Source organism: Bradyrhizobium iriomotense, from assembly GCF_030160715.1.
In the GTDB taxonomy this organism is placed as follows: domain Bacteria; phylum Pseudomonadota; class Alphaproteobacteria; order Rhizobiales; family Xanthobacteraceae; genus Bradyrhizobium; species Bradyrhizobium iriomotense.
This window is the reverse complement of sequence record NZ_BSOW01000070.1, coordinates 1-17,688: the sequence shown is the minus strand read 5'-3', so window position 1 is coordinate 17,688 and position 17,688 is coordinate 1. Positions and strand designations below refer to the sequence as shown.

Sequence of the window (17,688 nt, the reverse complement as noted above, 5' to 3'; positions counted from 1 at the left end):
CTTGCCAAGCCGGCGGCCAGCGTCAATTATCTCCTGACTCGGCCGCCTCGTCTCATCTTGATTGACGCGCCGCTCTCATCCTGATTGTCGCGCTATAGCTGGCGAAGATCGGCGAGGATGTGACCAAGACGCTGGAGGAGATCCCGCGCCGGTTCAAGCTGATCGAGACGGTGCGCGAAAAGTTCACCTGCCGCGATTGCGAAAAGATCAGCCAGCCGCCGGCGCCGTTCCATGCCACGCCGCGCGGCTTCATCGGCCCGCAATTGCTGGCGACCATCCTGTTCGACAAGTTCGGCATGCATATCCCGCTCAACCGCCAGAGCGCGCGCTTCAAGTGCGAGAGGATCGACCTGCCGTTGTCGACGCTGGCCGACCAAGTCGGCCACGGGACCTTCGCCGTCATGCCGCTCTTCCACCTGATCGAGCGTCATGTGCTCGCGGCCGAGCGCCTGCATGGCGACGACACCACCATCCGCATCCTGGCAAAAGGTAAGTGCGTGACCGGGCGCATCTGGACCTATGTCCGCGATGACCGCCCCTTCGCCGGACCTGCGCCGCCGGCGGCGGTCTATTACGCCTCGAGCGACCGACGCGGCCAGCATCCGCAGAAGCATCTGGCCGCCTTCACCGGCATCCTGCAAGCCGACTGCTACAATGGCTTCGAGCCGCTGTTCGACCCGCAGAAGAAGGTGTTGCCGATCACGCCGGCATTTTGCTTCGCCCATGCGCGGCGGGGCTTCTTCGAACTGGCTGACATCGAGAAAACCGTCCGGGAAGGCCAGAAAGGCAAACCGGTCTCCCCGATCGCGCTGGAGGCGGTCAGGCGTCTGGACGCGCTGTTCGAGATCGAGCGCGCCATCAACGGCCGCAGCGCGGACGAGCGGCGCGCCGTGCGCCAGGAGAAGAGCAAACCGCTTCTCGACGACATGCACGCCTGGTTGCTGCGTGAGCGCGAAACCCTCTCGCGCTCTTCCGAGGTCCTGAAGCCCATGAACTACATGCTCAGGCGCTGGGACGACTTCGCCCGCTTCCTCGACGATGGCAGGATCTGCCTCAGCAACAACGCGGCCGAAAGAGCGTTGCGGGGCATCGCATTGGGAAGGCGCAACTGGACCTTCGCCGGCTCCCAACGCGGCGCCGACCGCGCCGCCGTCATGCTCACCCTCATCACCTCCGCACGCCTCAACGACATCGACCCGAAAGCCTGGCTCGCCGACGTCCTCGCTCGCATCGCCGATCTTCCCGCCTCGCGTCTGCACGAACTGCTGCCCTGGGAATGGAAGCGCCTGCGCCAAGCCGACATGCCCGCCGATTAGCAGGCGGCCTGAACCTCTCGCGCCACATCATAAACCCGCCAGCGCTCGCGCGCCTGCGACAACCCCGCGGCCTTGCCCGTGTGCGTACGCTAGAGAGCTAGCGCCAGCGCTTCTGGCGCATCGACTAGGCGCGCCCTAAATGCCTTGTCTTTGGTGCGTGCGGGGCCGATCAGCGAGACTAAGCGGGAGATGTTGGACATCGACTGGGAATTGACCAGAGTGCGCGTGATCGGAAAGCCGATCCACGTCGGCTCGGTGCCGATACCGATGTCGCAGCAGGCGGCAATGCCTGCCGGGCCCCCGCAATCGCCGCAATAATCGGCACGCGGCACTCTTCCAGCTTGCTGACCACGCGGTCGATCCAAGCTTCATAGTCGAGCCCTGCGCGGATTTGAAGGCGCGGAACTGCGAGGTGTCGGTGCCGGACGAGAACGCCTTGTCACCGGCCCCGGTCAGAATCAGCGCCTTGATTGATCGGCCTTGATGCTCTCGCAGATTGAGGCGAGTTTTTCGTACATCGCGAAGGTTAGCGCGTTGCGCGCCTGTGGGCGGTTGAACGTGAGCCGGGCAATGCCTTTCTCGAGGAGTAGAGCCGGTCTTCGCTGGCATCAACTGGTGCCCTAATCGCGCTCGTCCTATTGTGTACGAAACCAGAAACGCTTTAGTGGACTGCGGCCTCGTGCCTCGGTACAGCACCTATTACGCTTTAATGGGCGTGCCGGAGGCTGGGTCTCAATGGTTCAGCACAGACTGCAGAAACGCACGGGTGCGCTCGGAATCGGGATGGCTGAAGATCTTTTCGGGCGGGCCCTGCTCGATGATACGGCCACGATCGAAAACCGCGATGCGATCGGAAACCTCGCGTGCAAAGCGCATCTCATGCGTCACGATCAGCATCGACACTTTGGACCGATGGGCAACGCCTCGCACGACATCGAGGACCTCCCCAGCGAGTTCGGGGTCCAGCGCCGATGTGATTTCATCCAAGAGCAGGATCTCGGGTTTGATGACCAGTGCCCGTGCGATCGCGATGCGCTGCTGCTGACCTCCCGAAAGCTGGGCGGGATAGGCGCGCGCCTTGTCTTGCAGGCCCACCATGTGAAGGTATTCGAGAGCGCTCTCCTCGGCCTGCTCCTTGGACTGCTTCAACACTGCCGTTGGCGCCACGATCAAGTTTTGCAACACGGTCAAATGCGGAAAGAGATTGAAATGCTGGAAAACCATGCCGCAACGACGCCGAATACGTGCCTCCTGCGAGCCGGAAAGCGGCTTGCCGGCCATATCAAAGAGGATGCTTTCACCAAAGATCTTGATGTCGCCGCTGGTCGGTTTTGCAAGCGTCATTGCCAGCCGTAGGACGGTGGTCTTTCCCGAACCGCTCGGCCCGATCAGTGTGACCTTTTCGCCGGGCCGCACCTGCAGGTCGAGATCGACCAGCACCGGGTAAGCGCCGAAGGAGTTCGAAACTTTTTCGAATTCGATTGCCCACCTGACCTGTTGCGATTTGGGAGCCGATCCATGTGGCTCAAACGTCTTAGAGGCTGCGGCGGCCCTCGGCACAAGAGGTCCTGAGTGGCTAGATTCCCCGGTGTTAAGCATGTTTGTCCTTTAATTTGGAAAGGAGGTAGAGGAACGGCAAATTCATCCCCAAATAGATGACGCCTGCCAGGGTATACGGCTCTAGAAAGCGGAAATTTTCGTAGCCGACCTCGTGAGCCTCGCCCATCAGCACCGGCACTCCGAGCGCGAAGAGCACCGCGGTTTCCCGGAACAGGCCGAGCACGTAATTGAGCAAGGCAGGGGCAGCCCGTTTGATCATCAAGGGAGCGAGCACACGCTGCCACGTAATATATGGGCTCAAATGGAGCGCCACACACGCATCGCGCAGTTCGGCTGGGATGGTGATCAGACTCCCGCGGTACACTTCCGAGCAGTACGCCGCGTAAACGATTCCTAATACGGCGATGCCAATAGGCACTGCCGGAAGAACAATTCCAAATTCCGGCAGCACGTAGAAGGTGAAATAGAGGAGCACGAGAGTCGGCACACCTCGGAAGAGCTCAAGCCAGAAGCGCACGAAGGCCTGTCCGAACGTAGTGCTCACGGTCTCCAAAATCGCCAGCACCAGCCCGCCGCCTAATGCAATGGCCGAACTCGCAAGCGTTATCAGGACGGTGTACCAAACGCCGTCCATCAGGCGAGGCAGGATCTTCAGTACAAAGTTCCAATCCCATGTCATTGAGCACCTCCTTGAACGTCCGCTTCGGGCGCGGCCTGGGAGGGCATGCGCGCGGCTCGCAATGCCCGGTTAAGCGGGAGCACTTGCTCGAGCACCCGAAAAGCAACGCCGCAAAGAACGGTCAGTATCCAGTAAAGAGTCGCAAGCAGGCAAAAGACTGTGACCGCGTCGAACGTTTGCCCACGAATGTTGTTACCAATGTAGAGCAGGTCCTGCACGCCAACGAAGCTCACGATCGCGGTCCACTTGACCATGCTCCTCGCCAGGCTTCCGAAATTGGGCACGATCTGCGACAGCGCCTGCGGCAAGATAACCTTTGTGAAACTCTGGAGTTTGCTCAGCCCTAATGCATGACACGCATCGGTTTGTCCGACATGCACGGCTTGTATCCCAGCGCGGACCATTTCAGCGCCGTACGCGGCCCCATCGAGCGCCAGCACAAGGATCGCAGCCGTGAGCGGGCTCAGACGCGGCATACCCGGCACTAGCGGAAGCGCATAGAACACCCAGAACAGGAGAACCAGAGCCGAGGGAGCACGAATGAATTCGATGAAGAGCATCGACGCCAGTCGGAACACGCGCCTCTCGGAGAGTCTCAACGCGCCGAGAATCACTGCTCCAGGTACAGAACCGAGAATGACCCACACCGCCACCCAAACGGTGATGCACAGGCCCTGCACAAGTACAGGCCAATACTGTAAGACGGCCCTCACTGCGGTTGCTCCTTACTCGCAGCTCGGCACGGCGTCACTGGCCTTAGTCAACCTGGCAAGCAGCTCCGCTTCGGCGTGGCCATTAGCGACCCCATACTTGTTGGAGAGGTCCTGGATCGCGCCACTTCGAATCAACAAGTGCAGCTGCTCACTGAACGCGTCGCGGAAACGAACATCTTCCTTGCGGAATACCGCACCCGACACAAATACTGGCGACTGCTCATCGACGACCAATTCGACTCCCTTCTGCTCTGGACTGGGGATAGAGACTTGACTATCGATATACACGTCCGCGCGCCCGCCGACGACGGTCGCGAGGCTCGCCTGAACGTCGGGGACACGCACGAACTGCTCTGACTTGACGCCCTGCTTCAGCACGTAAGTCATCCAAGCCGCGGATGTAATGATCGCCATCTTGATATCCCGGCTGCGGGCAACGTCGGCGACGCTCGTCAAACTCTTCGGATTTCCAGGCAAGACAAATAGTCCGAGCTGATACGCGTACTGGGGGCCCGAAAACAGCATTTGTTTGCAGCGCGCTTCCGTGATGGCGAGGCTGGCAACATAGTCGAACTGGTGGGCCTGCAGCCCGGGGATCATGGCATCCCACTGCGTGAATACAGGTGTGAGTGCTGGCAGGCCCAAGCGCTTGAGAACCATGTTGTGCAGGTCAACTATGGCGCCCGTCGCCTCTCCGCTCGGTGACATCATCATGTAAGGAGGCAGCGAGGCTACCGCCACTTTCACTTTGCCGGCTTTGCGGATGGAGACAAGAAGACTATCCTCGGTTTGTGAAGAAGTCGGAAACGAACAGCCGGTCAACGCGACCAGCAACAACGACAGCTTTGATCGCACACGCATATCGTCTCCTCCAGTTCACATTTTACCAAATCTCAAGCGCGATGCGATAGTGTGCTCGATGCATTTCTTCCAGGTCGTTTGATCCCGCTAAGCCGAACATCTGCATGAATCGTGCCGTATCGTAGGCTTTTTGCGCGCCTGCGCAGGCAGCTGCATCCATGCCGCGCACGATAACGGTGGGTCCTTTTCGCGGCTTGAGATCACCAGCGTATGCAGGCAAACAAGCGGGTCAGCTTTCCCGTCAGGTAGGTCATTTGGCCGTGCTCGTGATGACAAGGGCACCGTCGCGCCGTGCCATTTCGGCATTCACTGCCGCTAGCTCGCGGAAGTACTGTGTTCTCGAGACTCTTTGCGATCCTTTAGGGATTGCGACTGCCTTAGCTCCACCGGGTTTCGTTGTGTCAGAATCGCTACAATGACCGCGTTGCGAAGCTCCGAAAATGTTACGAAACTGACAGCTCTGAGCCTTTGTGGAGCTTTGGCTCCCTATGCGCATCGACGTCCGATCCGTGTGAGCGCCAGGCATCTAGTCGGCTTGATTTGACCATCGGGCGGGGATACTGAAGCAGAGTAAGCCTCCGCCGAGAGCCGCCTTACGGCCGGCTGACCTAATGGTTGATACTGTAGGTATGGACAGCCATACGATCAGTGCGCTGAATCTACTTGAAGTGTGGAGACGGGCCGGCGACGGCGTTGGTCTGAGGAGGGAGGCACGGATTGTTTTGGAGAGCATGTCCGAGCCGCGCTTGGTTGCGCCGACGGCGCGGCGATATGGCCTATCGCGTTCTCTGCTGGTGACCTGGCGAAGAGCCTTAGCGAATCGGACCAAATCCGAGGCTGGCCTTGTCAGGATAGTTGTGGCCGAGGATGGGCCTGTGGCGTCGGCGACGTATTCATCGCGGAGCGTGACAGCACATTCGACCGAGCGTCGGATTGAGATCGAGCTGACCGGCGGGCGGCGCGTCATTGTCGATGCGAGCGTCGTCGTTGAGGCGCTTCGTCGGATCATCGAGGCTCTGGATTAGCGGTGACTCCGACTGCTACGGGAGTTCGGGTGTGGCTGGCGATAGGTCACACTGACATGCGCAATTATGCGGAGCCCATGGTTGTGCAGGACCGCAGCGAGCCGATCGGAGTTTTCCTTCTTATCAACAGCCTAGACCGAGGCCGGTTGGATCTGACTCGGCATAATTCGAGGTTTCCTTCGCTGTCTTGATGGCAACGAAAGGAGGCCAACGATGGCCAAGCCGAAGCAAGGTTGCAGTAATCATGAACGTAGTATGAACGCGGGAGAGCTCGCCCCACTGGTGACGGAGTTTACCGCACCATCTCCGGGCGCTGGGACATTCCTGCTTGACGGTGAGCAACTACGAGCGGTCTGCTCGCCACTTCGCCTGCTGGCTCGTCAGGGAAAAGCTTGCGGTCGGCAATGTCGACAAGGCCGTCGTGAGTCGTTTTGCGCGGCATCGCTGTCGCTGTCCCGGCATTCGTCGAGTGAAAGTCGTATTCGAGAAATACGTGAGGCGAGCGCGCAGGTTTGTCGGTCTTTTGGGTGAGCGCGGCATCGTGCGACGCGAGCCCAAGAATACGTCGCCAGCTTTCGACCAGTATGTGATCGAGCTCCAGGAGTGGCTGCGGCGCCGGGTCTTGTCTACCGCGAGAGGAGCATTCAAGTTCAAACAGGCGGCAGGCCTCTCGTTCCGTCATGCTGCAATGCAACTCTTGTGGCAGACTGTCAAACGCCTCTGAAACAGGCCTGCATACAATTCGAATTCGGTCAACTTCTGCCGGCGACTTGATCAGGCGCAAGGGAGTGAGATGAGTTCGATGCATCGACAAAAGTCTGAGGACGGATTACGTCCGCTACCCGCAGGAAGTCCCCTGTCGGCATACCAAGCCGGCTCTCGGCGCCAAGCTTCGTCCCAATCCTGGCATCTTGTGGCAAGACGTCACTCAGCACCTGTGAGTGTGGATACACCTTCGTCTTTCGGAGTTGGACCAGGCCACGTCCAGTAATTCTTTACCCAGGTCGTCTCTCTGAAAAATTCGTCGATCCCCCTTGGAACGATAGCAATCACTTCACCCGAAGAAGGGATTTGAAAGAAAGCGCGGCCGCGTGGTCTGAATCGGAGTCGTACTGATATCGCCGGACGAAAAATTGGAAGTTGTGTTCAGACGTTACAAGCAACGCGTCTTTACCATATTCTTTTGTCAGCCGCCGCGCTTTACCGACCCGTTTTTCGTATTCAGAACGGCCCCACGGGGCGATCGGCAACAGACCGCCGATTTTGCTGCAAAACCGCGTCGGCGCATTCAGCCCGCCAACGTGACAGAGGCGCAAAGCTCTAGTTCTGGGTGGTCTAAAGTTCGGTCTCGCTACAAGAGGCGCAAAGCTCTAGTTCTCGGTGGTCCAAAGTTCGGTCTCACTTCAAGAGGCGCAAAACTCTAGTTCTGAATGGTCCAAGTTCGGTCTCGTCGGTTCGCTTCGCCTCGAGGCGTGCAGCAAGGGTCGTGGCCCCTTCCGCAAGTCAGCACCACGACGGCATTTCTCACCTATTGACCGAAGCCACCGCCCTGATCGGCGAGCGCTCCGAGGCCATCAACACCCGCTCGATCCGGGTCGTGCACTGCCATCGCTCTGCTCCTCGAAACTGAAGACAGAGACTCCTTGATCTAAGCGCATCGCCGCCCATGTTCAGTATAGGCCGTCCTCGCTCGCGCAGAATGTTTAATCGCATCTTCAAATAGCCTCTGTACCAAGTCACTATATGGAATGCCCGATGCCTCCATAATCCTCGAGAACGTGGCGTAGGGAGTAAGGCTAGGCAAGCCTACCTCATTGATCAGCAGCTCCCCATTCTGTCGCATAAAAAAATCCACTCGCGCCAATGCCTCACAGCCAATCACCCTGAAGGCTTCGCAAGATAATGCACGCACTCGATCAGCCACCGCTTCACCGAGCTCCGCCTTCGCTTTGAAAGTCACTCCCCTCCCGCTGAATTTCGCCTGATATGACAAGAAACCGTGCTCATCACTCAGAATGAACTCGCCTGGCCATGAACAATTCAATCTAGTCGTTTGCTCGACGTCCTGTAAAACCGCAGCCACGAGTTCACGCGCTTCCACGTACTCCTCGACCAAGACCTTGCTGTCACAGCTAAACGCGAGATCGACAGCAGTCCGAAACTCAGATTCGCACGTTACCTTACTGGCGCCGATAGAATCATGGAGCGTTGCCGGCTTCACAAATAGCGAACGGCTGCAGAGCGTTTCTTGGGCACATTGAAACTCTACCTCTTCTCGATCCGTTAGAGCCAGATACCGTGCGATCGGAAGGCCAGCATCGCGCAATATTCGCTTAGTGATCTGCTTGTCCATGCATATCGCCGGCGCTGGCATCCTCGATCCCACAAACGGTACCTGGGCTGTTTCCAGAACGCCTTGTAAAATACCCTCCGGCATGATTGGGAGCACCACGTCGATCTGAATTATTTTATCATCCTTGTTGGATCGATGGACAAGTGCTTTGCCGCCCGCTCCCGGGAGGAATGTTATTTGAGATCCTGACGGCTCTACGTGTAATGGAAACTCGTTCATACTCTCCTGTAGCCACCACTTGCCATCCTCTGCGATACCCACCAGGATCGGGCTATTGCGTTTCCGGTCTAAGGCTCCATAGATAGCTTGAGCGGACTTGATTGTCACGTCGTGCCCAACAGAGCGGCCACCAAATATCAGTGCCACGTTTAGCATGGTCATACTCAGATTCCCTATGTGGCTCGAATGGACTTGTAATCGAGCATAAATAAGCCTTAGCGCGAGGAAATCATCGGTAAGGACGATCTGCAACTACCAAGAACAAGGGTTGCGCGCTGGCGAATGTAGCGACGTCAACGCGCCGAGATGAAAGACCTACCAACGATCACTGCGCAGCGTTTGGATAAGCTATCTCGTTCAATATAGGAGACGAAATCGCGTTGGCTACGTTCATCTTTTTGTTCAAATTCGACGCATAGATCTTTAGTAGTCAGTCGACTGGCCCGCGCGCACGGTTCAACCCGATCTGCGCTCGTTCTCCCAGAGATCAATTCCTCGGAGTTCGAATTTCTCCCTGCGTGGTTCACCGGGAATGACCTCCAACCGACGCAGCGCTTCTTCGGACGTTACCAGCGCCGTGTGGACGCCGCGCTTCCTCGGGGCAGAGCAGCTTCCCATCCAAGCCTTCGAAAACGCCGCGAGCATCGCCGGATATCCGCATCACACCGTCCGCAATCTTTGACCATTCGAACTTACAGTTCTCAAGCCGTTTGTGCACTAACATCAGGCCCGCCTGATCCCACACCAGAATCTTGATCCGGTCCGCGTTTCGACCGGAACACGAAGGCCGCCCCGCCGAACGGGTCGAGAACAAGCCGCGACCAATTAACTTCCGCTGTGGCCATGATGGGCTTGCTGCGATGCTGCAGGAGAGGCTGTAAATCTTCACTTCGTTGCGGGGTACAATCATCATGACGCCCGCACCGCACGGATCACCCGAGATACTTGCTCCCCATCTGTCGCAATGTCCGTCCGCACCATTAGTGCGCCAATCGCAATCTTGAGCTTGCCCCCGAAACATGACGCCTCTCTAACGGCCCTCTGCCACAGCGGCGCGAACGGCGGCCGCGGAGCCTCGCACGACGGCAATTCGCCCCCTTTCGAAAGCGTCGATCGCCAATAGTAAATCTGCCAGCACGTCGTCCCATGCTTGCCCTCCAAGGACTGAGCGTCCGGTAGCGGAATTTTCGGCGACGACCCGAGCCCGCTCTCAACCTCCGAACACACACGATCCCCGCTGTCCTTCAAGCACTCCGGCTGTTTGCCCCAACTGACGAGCTGTCCAAATGGACGCCCTTTTTACTGTCCAATCCCATCCGAAGCCCTCCGTTCGAGCCGGAGGCTTCTTCGCACTTTTAATCTAACCCTGAAGCGAGGGTGTCGGCTTACTTCCAATTACCATAAAATTTTGCCCCGATCGCAGCTCCCAGTTCGATGTCGGTCAGCCGCGATAGTCCGCGCCAGATCACGGTATTTCCTGGAGGCGGATCGTTGGCTCGGGCCAAGTATCCTCCGAGCTGCGCGATCTTGATGACATAGTGCGAGAGTGTGCTTCGTCGAGAGCAATCGCCACTTCGGCCTTTCACCAAATGATCAAGAAGCCTGATTTCGGGATCTGTCAGCGCTGTTTGCGGCGAGGAACGATTGAGCATCGTCATCCAGAAGGCGCGCCAGCTCACAATGCAGAAGACCGCGATCAGATTGACTAGACGCTCAGCGGTTCGCAATTCGACTCCTCCGCCTTACAGCCCGATTTGAGGATCTTATGGAAGACTTCGATCTTCCACCTCAACGCGCACCATTCGATCTTCTCGATGGCGTCCTTTCGGGGTTGGACCGGGAGATCGGTGAGGAGCTTCCACTCGATCTTCTTTCGTCGCTTCGGCCTTCCCCGCTCTTGAGCGTGGATCACAGTCAGAGTGAGTGAGGGATATTTCTTTTGCCGATCGGCGGCAGAACTCGAAGCTTGCGGAAACGAATTTCGAGAAGCGCTCCATCCGAATCCCCTTTGTCGTCCTTGACCTTGATCCGGTGTAGGCCTTCACAACCTCGTCCATTTCGTCGGCATTTGTATGATTGCCGTCCCCGGCAAGCCGATCAACACAGGTTCGCCCCAGGAAGTGCGTTCCAGCCTCGTCGGCCAGGCAAAGCAGCTCATAGATGTCGCTCTCGCGATCACCAATATGAACGCATCGTCCAGGGGCAGCGAGAAGGTCGGTCGATTGTCGCAAATTCTCCAGCCAGCGGATGCTCTCCTTCTCGATCGGAACACGTGTCGGATTGATCTTTCGCTTCAGGGCCCTTGAACTTCTTGCGTGTCCAGAACTTGATTGCCGCCAGTCCGAGCGGAAGCCCCTCGGTCGTCACGGCGAGGCTCGAATGCATCAGGATGTCGCACTGCGTACGCCCTGCCGTCTTACCTGTAAAACCAATCAGATCCGACTTCTCTCGCTTGAAGCTGAATTCCGTCGTGTCATGGAGGAAGGATCGGCCCCTCCGTTGTCGTCGCGCGCTCGTGCGTCGCCTCAAAGTGGCCGCCAAGAATATCCGCCTCGTTGACCCGTTCGTTGGAGAAGAAGCCATACGCGGCCTTCGTGTTCGCCCAGTCCTGATAAACTAGCGGGATGCTCTGACCCATGTCGCTCCCGACCTGCCCGAGCAATTTGCAAAATCGGCGGCCGAGCCGCTCATCGTTAAACTCGCATCCCGCAACTTCCCGATCAACCCACGTCTCAATGCCGGTCGTCAATCGCTGAGCACGTGCTTCCGCAAGATCCTTTAGTACCAAGCCCACCAAGCACCATCAAATTTCGAATCAGGTGCTCGACAACGAATCACAACAGATTCTGCCGATTCAAGTTTTCGCCTCGGACGCGTCGTCGAGGGTGCAACGCGTTTGGCGGGGCCTTTGGATTGCAGCCCCCCCAACCGGACGGAGACGTTCAAGCTCTCGAGCGAATTAAACTTCGTCGCCAAGGTGCGCGACGTCGTAGGTCTCTATGTCTCTCCACGGGACCACGCCATCATTCTGTGCGTGGATGAGAAGACCAAAATCCAGGCGCTGGACCGCAGTCAGCCGATGCTGCTGATGCGTCCCGGTCAGCCGGCCCGAAGGACCCATGACTACAAAAGGCACGCACCATATCGCTGTTCGCCGCCCTCGACATCGCCACCGGACGCGTCATTGGCAAATGCTACGGACGGCACCGTGCCGCCGAGTTCGAAAGTTTCTCGACGAGATCGAGGGATCGAGGCTGCCGTGCCGCGTGAACTCGACGTCCATCTCGTCATGGATAACTACGCCACGCACAAGACCCCGTTGATCCGGCGATGGTTGGTTAGAAGGCCGCGTTGGCATGTGCACCTGGCCCAGACCAGTTCGTCATGGCTCAATCAGGTCGAGCGCTTCTTCGCGCTCCTCATCAGCAAGATGATAACCGGTATGAGCTACCACGTCTGCGGTGATCAGCGGGGGCGTGCGTAACGGAGCGGCATCCAGTATTGGCGCAAGGCCTCGACCGCCGCTGGGATATCAAGGTAGGTGTTGCGGAGAAAGTGCCCAGTCTCACGGCCGCTTCGTGGCGGTCCGCGCAGCGGACGGCCCTGATCGTCGCGACAGTGCAGCAGGATGGGCAGCAGTAGGCCGTGATTGACGTTGCTGGCGTCCCGCAGCGGCGCCCACGCCGATATCCTGAGCCTCATGGCGGCATAGAATCCTTGGCGCCAGGGACGCGCATCGATATCGCCATTGGGTTCACGCCGGTGCATCGGCTCGAACTGGTTAGGCGTGGTCGAAAGGATCTGGCTGATCTCTTTATGGCGCAGCGCGAGGGCGGAGATCGCGACGAACTCCGGGGTGTCGCCGTGGTTGAAAGCCTCGGCATCGATGGCGAGCAGCGGGCAGATCCAGTCGAGCGGGCTCATCGACACCGGTCCGGCCACGATCGCGGCGACGTAGCCGTCGAGCATGGGGAGACTGGCGGCGGCAGGATGCCGATCGACGCGAGCCTGGAGCTATCGCTTGAGCTCCGCAAGGGGCATCGCGGCGGTTGCCATCGACGACGAAGCCTTCTGGCGACGCGGGCTCATGCGGCGGTCCGTGCGGTGCGCTGGTGCCCCGCCTTCCAGTTCCAGGCGAGCAGCTCGTGCAGCTGATGGCTTTTTGGTTCGCCCGGACACGATGCGCTCCAGCACTTCGGCCAGGTAGGCCTGCGGATCGAGCTCATGGAGCTTTGCGACGCCAAGATCGCCCAGCTCTCTCACCGCCTTCGCTGCCCCTAAACAATGAGTTGCGTCTTCCCATCGCAATCGGGCGCATCGAACGCTCGACCGTGTTGGAGTCAACCTCGACGCGACCGTCGCGGAGGAACAGTGTCAGCCCGCCCCAGTGATTGAGCGCATAGTTGATCGCATCTGCCAGCTTCGACTGGGAGAAGAGCTGGCCGACCATCTCGGTCAGTCGCGCCTTGAGCGCCGCCATCAACGGTGCGCTCAGGGTGCAGCGCGGCGGCAAGTCGCTGCTCGGCACTGCTGCCGCGGATCTCGGCCTCAATGGCATAGACCGCCTGCAGGCGTTCGATCACCTCGCGAGCGAACGGCGACTGGGTCGTCTTGTACACCTCGACGAATTTGCGTCGGGCATGGGCGAGACAGAAGGCTGGATCGCTCCACCATGACCGCGGGCGAGCGCCTTGTAGGCGGCATAACCATCCACCTGCAGAATGTCGGAAAAGCCCGTCAGTTGTCCGGCGATCTCCTCGGTGCCGCGGCCGTCGGCGAACACGTAGGCAACCGCCGGCGGCGCGGGCCCGCCCCACGGTCGGTCATCCAAGGCATGCGCCCAGAACTGGCAGATGCGGGTGCGATGTCGTCCGGGATCGAGCACCGGCATCTCGTCGCAGAATACACGCGGCGCGGCCTGGATCATCCGCAGCTGCAGATGATAGAGGCTCTTGAGCCACCAGGCGGCACGCTTCACCTAGCCGGCGAGCGTCGCCCGGTCAAGATGGATGCCCTGGCCGGCCAAGATCTGCACCTGCCGGTACAGCGGCAGATACCAGGCGAACTTCGAGACCACCACGTGGGTCACGAGGGTCGTCGACGCCATGCCGCTCTCGATCAGGCGCGGCAGCGCCTTCGCCTGGACGCCATCGGTGCAGCCGCGGCAGCCGTACTTGGGACGGACCGTCCGCAGCACGCGCAGGATCGCCGGGATCACGTCCAACACCTCGCTGACGTCCTCGCCGATCTTGTGAAGCTGACCCTGGCAGCACGGCCACGCGGTCGCCTCCGGCTCCAGCACCTGCTCACAGCGCGGCAGGTGCATGGGCAGCGCGCCGATGTTGCGGCGCGCCTTCTGCCGCGGCCGCTTGCCAAGCGGCTTCGCCGCAGGTGCTTCGTCGTTGGCTGCCGCAGGCGGTGTGACGCCGGTCTCAAGATCGCCCAGCTCAAGCGCGAGCTGCGCAGCTACAAGCACCGCAAGCCGCTCCGAGCGCTTCCCGAAGATCATCTCCCTGAGCGTCTGCATCACCACGCGTAGCTTCTCGTTCTCGGCGTCAAGCGCGAGCACCATCACGGTCAGCTTTGCTGGATCGGTCGGGAGAGCGTCGGGGCGAACCGCCATGATCAGACGATAACGCGTGCGCTCCACGCTCCAGCGAAATCCTCACCTCTCAGCCGACAACGGCCGGCGGCTTCACAGGCTTGGGTGAGACACGCGTACACTCAAGCCCGTCGAGCAGCATTGCGAGCTGCGTCGCACTGAGATGCGTCCCGCCATCGCGGATCGGCGGCCAGGTGAAGCGCCCCTGGTGCAGCCACTTCGTCACCAGCACCATGCCGTCGCCATCCCACGCCAGGAGCTTCACTCTGTCCATGCGTTTGCTGCGGAACACGAAGACGTCACCGCAATACGTGTTCGCGCGCAGCGCTTCGCTCACCAGCGCCGAGCGTGTGCACCGACTTGCGAAAGTCGATCGGCAGTGCCGCCAGTATCACCTCGAGGTCAGACCGTAGTGCGATCGCCGGATGCCCCGAAGCGCCGACAGCACCGTCGAAAGCGTTGCCAGCTCCACGCCCGGCTCGACCCGGACGCGCGCCCCACACATCTCGATCTCGATTACCCCGGAGAGCTTTGTAGCCGGCGAAGCGATCTCCAACGGCCTCGTTTGTGCCGAAGAAACAGGCGCGGGCTCGCCAGCCGTCCCGTCTCTGCTCCCCGCCTCGACGTGGATCGGCACGAAACTCGGCGCCTTGCCGGCCACCGCCGCCGCAACCTGCCGTCGCCAAACCGTGAGCAGGCCGCGGGCAACACAATTGCGGCGCACCACCTCGGAAATGTTGGCATCGGCCTCAAAACTCTCCGCAACGATCCGGGCCTTTCTCCTCGGCCGCCCACCGTCGGCGCCCGCGCTTCCCAGTGATCACCTCGATCTGACGATACGAGTCGCCTTCCTGCCTGGCATTAAGCGTGGCATTTGCCATCACTCACCCCCAACGATCAGCTCATGCCAAGCTGTATCGCAGGCGCACCTCGCTATGGCGAGGTGGGGACCTCATGCCGGTTACGCAAGATGATTACGCGCGGCGCCTATCGCAGTGTCGCCGCTCTCAGCGGCTGACATCACTTCGTTCATCGACACACAACGACGACCCCAAGCCGTTTCGATAGACCAAATCCGCCGATGACATCCTTGCTTCCGTCGAGCGCTTCTGCCGATACAATGCCCCCGCAGAACACGACGCGATGTTGCGAACTTCCGGTTCAGGACACTAGCTCGGAACACCCACACTTTGGCACGATCGATGCTGTCGGGGGCTCTCTACTCCACTGGCCGTTCCGCCTATAGCAAGTTGGCGCGCCCCGATCACGCCAATGAAGTTATTATCTTGACTGGCTGCGTCGATCTCTGGCAGCAGGACTTTCGGTGGAGCTCCGACAATCGAGACTGGCCGAGGCGATCCGCTATGTCAGCTCGCCCTCCGCGTCATCTAACCGCACCTTCATGGCGTCTTCCTGGCTGCACTCTCGTTCTAGATCACGAGCCTCAATGCCGACATGGACGGGTTCATCCAATATAAATCCGGAGACGCGCCGATCACATCAGACAGGAACGACATCATATGGGCACCATCGGAACTAAACAGGTTGCCGCGCACGGCACCTCACTGCACTTCATCGAAGACGATGAACCCGGTCTCCGCTTCGAGGTGCTATAAGTCTTTCAAAGACCAAGATGTCGTAATGTTTTCCGTTGTGCGTAAAGATCTCTGGAAGGCATCCGGCGATCGAAAAACCACATCTCCTTTCTGCGAAGGAGACGACGTGGGGCATATCCTTAAACGCCATTGCAAAGATGCAGTGCAGATTAAGGGCATTCGATCGATTCAGAAGAGTGCTCGCGAGGGCGCTCCCAATTCCCTTACGACGAAATGACGCTTGGACAAAGAGTGACATCTCGGCCGTTTGCTCAGCATCCTCCCCCCGAAGGCGGGTGAAGGCTGCCCAACCGACCACGCTCCCCTTTTCCACGCACGTGTAGGCTTCAAATGACGCTCGCCGTTCGAGTAGAAACTCATTCATTTCCTTGATGCTCCAGGAGCGCGATCCTTGTGTCGATTCTCTTGCACGGCATGCGGCATTGTAGATCTCGGTCACCTCCAGCAGGTCACTTGTTAGCAACGGACGTACTTCGTACGGCATAGACGTTCTCCAATCTCTTTTGCACCGATCCCCCGCACCTGGAGTGGCACAACTCGCCCTTTGACAGTGCGGCCCCGAAGCTCGCAGCATCTAGCGTGGTTGACGGCTCCGGCACCTACCAGAACTGATAGCTTGCGTGAACAGATCTGACTCTGATTTTCTTTGTCCGGGCTCAGTACGACGTTAGAGTCGTATTAGCATATTAGAGTCGTATTAGCATATACGACTTAGCATATACGACTTAGCATATACGACTGGCCGCAGGCACGTGCATTCAAAAATCTGACGAGTTCGACGGATGTTTCGACGCGCAACTTATTCCGACGCAGCGGTAATGGCGAAGATCTACAATCAGGCGATGAAGCCAAGTGTATTTGCTATAAGCCAAAGCACTCCTGATACCTACAGCGGACGTGCCGCCTGGTTAAGCGCACATCAAAATCCTTACCCTGCATTCGTCTATGAGGACAAAAATGGTGAGGTGCTCGGTTGGTGCTCATTGAGTCGGCTCTCGATCCGCCCCGAATATGCCGACGTTGCCGAGACGTCGCGCTACATCGACGAGAATTATCGAGGCAAAGGTCTTGGCAGGTCCATGGCTTCACATTTAGTCGAAACTGCCTATAGCCTTGGATTCCGACTGCTGGTGTCAAATGTATTTGAAAGAAATCTTCCAAGTTTAAGAAGTATTGTCGGGTACGAGCGCGTCGTGGTGCTACGTGAGGGGGCATTAGTCCATGGCGAATGGCAAAACTACGTATATTTATGGAAAAAGTTACGTTGATCCGCTGTTTGCGAAACGTGTTCAAGAGCACGAGCCTAATCGCTTGCCTTTGAGCCTCCGCGAAGGCGATCATTCCTGCAGCAATTAGCGCGAAACGCCGTATTGCCGTGCCGTTGCCGCAACTTGACGCGGTGCTTGTGAGAGCTCCAGCGATCCTGAGCTTATCATCCTCGGGGCCCGTCTCCAGCACTTCAAGCCACCCGATCAGGTCCCGCGCAAGGTCCGCAACGGCCGTACAAGCGGTGGCCGGGACAAACTCTTCGATCCTGCGTTCCAGACCGTTCGACCCACTCCCCGGAGATGCGAACACCCTCAACTATCGTAAGCGCCAAGCTAAGCTTTCAATTACCCATAATTTTAGCCCCGAGCGCGGCCCCCAATTCGAGGTCGGTGAGCCGCGATAGTCCGCGCCAGATCACGATATTTCCTGGAGGTGGATCGTTGGCCCGTGCCAGGTATCCCCCGAGCCGCGCGAT

At 58.9% G+C, this 17,688-nt stretch carries 13 protein-coding genes and 5 pseudogenes; 4 read left to right on the top strand and 14 right to left on the bottom strand.

Annotation, left to right across the window (positions count from 1 at the left end):
* Positions 1–98 precede the first annotated feature (98 nt).
* A pseudogene (gene tnpC / locus QQL28_RS44605) lies at positions 99–1,316 on the top strand (IS66 family transposase); the annotation flags it as partial.
* Positions 1,317–1,408: 92 nt separating this feature from the next.
* On the opposite strand, the pseudogene QQL28_RS44600 reads toward tnpC (QQL28_RS44605), so the two are convergent.
* The 5 genes and pseudogenes from QQL28_RS44600 to QQL28_RS44580 form a co-directional block, all read right to left on the bottom strand.
* A pseudogene (locus QQL28_RS44600) lies at positions 1,409–1,941 on the bottom strand (enoyl-CoA hydratase-related protein); the annotation flags it as partial.
* A 107-nt stretch (positions 1,942–2,048) separates the two neighbouring features.
* The gene (locus QQL28_RS44595; RefSeq protein WP_284276146.1) at positions 2,049–2,756 is read right to left on the bottom strand and encodes an amino acid ABC transporter ATP-binding protein; all 708 of its coding nucleotides are present in this window, start codon (positions 2,754–2,756) and stop codon (positions 2,049–2,051) included.
* Between the two features lie 151 nt (positions 2,757–2,907).
* The gene (locus QQL28_RS44590; RefSeq protein WP_284276145.1) at positions 2,908–3,555 is read right to left on the bottom strand and encodes an amino acid ABC transporter permease; all 648 of its coding nucleotides are present in this window, start codon (positions 3,553–3,555) and stop codon (positions 2,908–2,910) included.
* Positions 3,552–4,235: an amino acid ABC transporter permease gene (locus QQL28_RS44585; protein WP_284276148.1), complete on the bottom strand. Its 684-nt coding sequence runs from the start codon at positions 4,233–4,235 to the stop codon at positions 3,552–3,554. Before QQL28_RS44585 ends, QQL28_RS44590 begins: the two co-directional genes overlap by 4 nt.
* A gap of 45 nt (positions 4,236–4,280) precedes the next feature.
* Positions 4,281–5,129, bottom strand: coding sequence for a transporter substrate-binding domain-containing protein (locus QQL28_RS44580; protein WP_284276144.1), 849 nt, complete (start codon positions 5,127–5,129; stop codon positions 4,281–4,283).
* 629 nt (positions 5,130–5,758) lie between these two features.
* Between QQL28_RS44580 and QQL28_RS44575 the strand changes: the two genes are divergently transcribed.
* A complete protein-coding gene (locus tag QQL28_RS44575; protein WP_284276143.1) occupies positions 5,759–6,154 on the top strand; it encodes an IS66 family insertion sequence element accessory protein TnpB in 396 nt (131 codons plus the stop codon).
* A gap of 292 nt (positions 6,155–6,446) precedes the next feature.
* On the opposite strand, the gene QQL28_RS44570 is transcribed toward QQL28_RS44575, so the two are convergent.
* The 5 genes from QQL28_RS44570 to QQL28_RS44555 form a co-directional block, all read right to left on the bottom strand.
* Positions 6,447–6,836, bottom strand: a complete 390-nt coding sequence (locus QQL28_RS44570; protein ID WP_284276142.1) for a hypothetical protein — start codon at positions 6,834–6,836, stop codon at positions 6,447–6,449.
* 966 nt (positions 6,837–7,802) lie between these two features.
* Entirely contained in the window at positions 7,803–8,888 is a 1,086-nt protein-coding gene (locus QQL28_RS44565) for a D-alanine--D-alanine ligase (protein WP_284276141.1), read from the bottom strand.
* Between the two features lie 361 nt (positions 8,889–9,249).
* Positions 9,250–9,636, bottom strand: coding sequence for an IS66 family insertion sequence element accessory protein TnpB (gene tnpB, locus QQL28_RS46425; protein WP_431309730.1), 387 nt, complete (start codon positions 9,634–9,636; stop codon positions 9,250–9,252).
* Between the two features lie 475 nt (positions 9,637–10,111).
* Positions 10,112–10,453: a hypothetical protein gene (locus tag QQL28_RS44560; protein ID WP_284276140.1), complete on the bottom strand. Its 342-nt coding sequence runs from the start codon at positions 10,451–10,453 to the stop codon at positions 10,112–10,114.
* A 746-nt stretch (positions 10,454–11,199) separates the two neighbouring features.
* The gene (locus tag QQL28_RS44555) at positions 11,200–11,475 is read right to left on the bottom strand and encodes an IS4/Tn5 family transposase DNA-binding protein (protein WP_284276139.1); all 276 of its coding nucleotides are present in this window, start codon (positions 11,473–11,475) and stop codon (positions 11,200–11,202) included.
* A gap of 174 nt (positions 11,476–11,649) precedes the next feature.
* Here QQL28_RS44555 and QQL28_RS44550 point away from each other — a divergent pair.
* Positions 11,650–12,162, top strand: a pseudogene (locus QQL28_RS44550) (IS630 family transposase); the annotation flags it as partial.
* A 29-nt stretch (positions 12,163–12,191) separates the two neighbouring features.
* Here the strand turns inward: QQL28_RS44550 and QQL28_RS44545 are convergent.
* From QQL28_RS44545 to QQL28_RS44520, 4 genes and pseudogenes are all read right to left on the bottom strand, one after another.
* A complete protein-coding gene (locus QQL28_RS44545; RefSeq protein ID WP_284276138.1) occupies positions 12,192–12,695 on the bottom strand; it encodes a UPF0149 family protein in 504 nt (167 codons plus the stop codon).
* A gap of 116 nt (positions 12,696–12,811) precedes the next feature.
* Positions 12,812–14,349, bottom strand: a pseudogene (gene tnpC / locus QQL28_RS46420) (IS66 family transposase).
* 49 nt (positions 14,350–14,398) lie between these two features.
* Positions 14,399–14,747, bottom strand: a pseudogene (gene tnpB, locus QQL28_RS44525) (IS66 family insertion sequence element accessory protein TnpB).
* A 1,153-nt stretch (positions 14,748–15,900) separates the two neighbouring features.
* Positions 15,901–16,428 (bottom strand): GNAT family N-acetyltransferase, encoded by a 528-nt coding sequence (locus QQL28_RS44520; RefSeq protein ID WP_284276137.1) that lies wholly within the window; start codon positions 16,426–16,428, stop codon positions 15,901–15,903.
* Positions 16,429–16,726: 298 nt separating this feature from the next.
* Between QQL28_RS44520 and QQL28_RS44515 the strand changes: the two genes are divergently transcribed.
* Positions 16,727–17,212 (top strand): GNAT family N-acetyltransferase, encoded by a 486-nt coding sequence (locus QQL28_RS44515; protein WP_284276136.1) that lies wholly within the window; start codon positions 16,727–16,729, stop codon positions 17,210–17,212.
* The last annotated feature ends 476 nt before the right edge of the window (positions 17,213–17,688 follow it).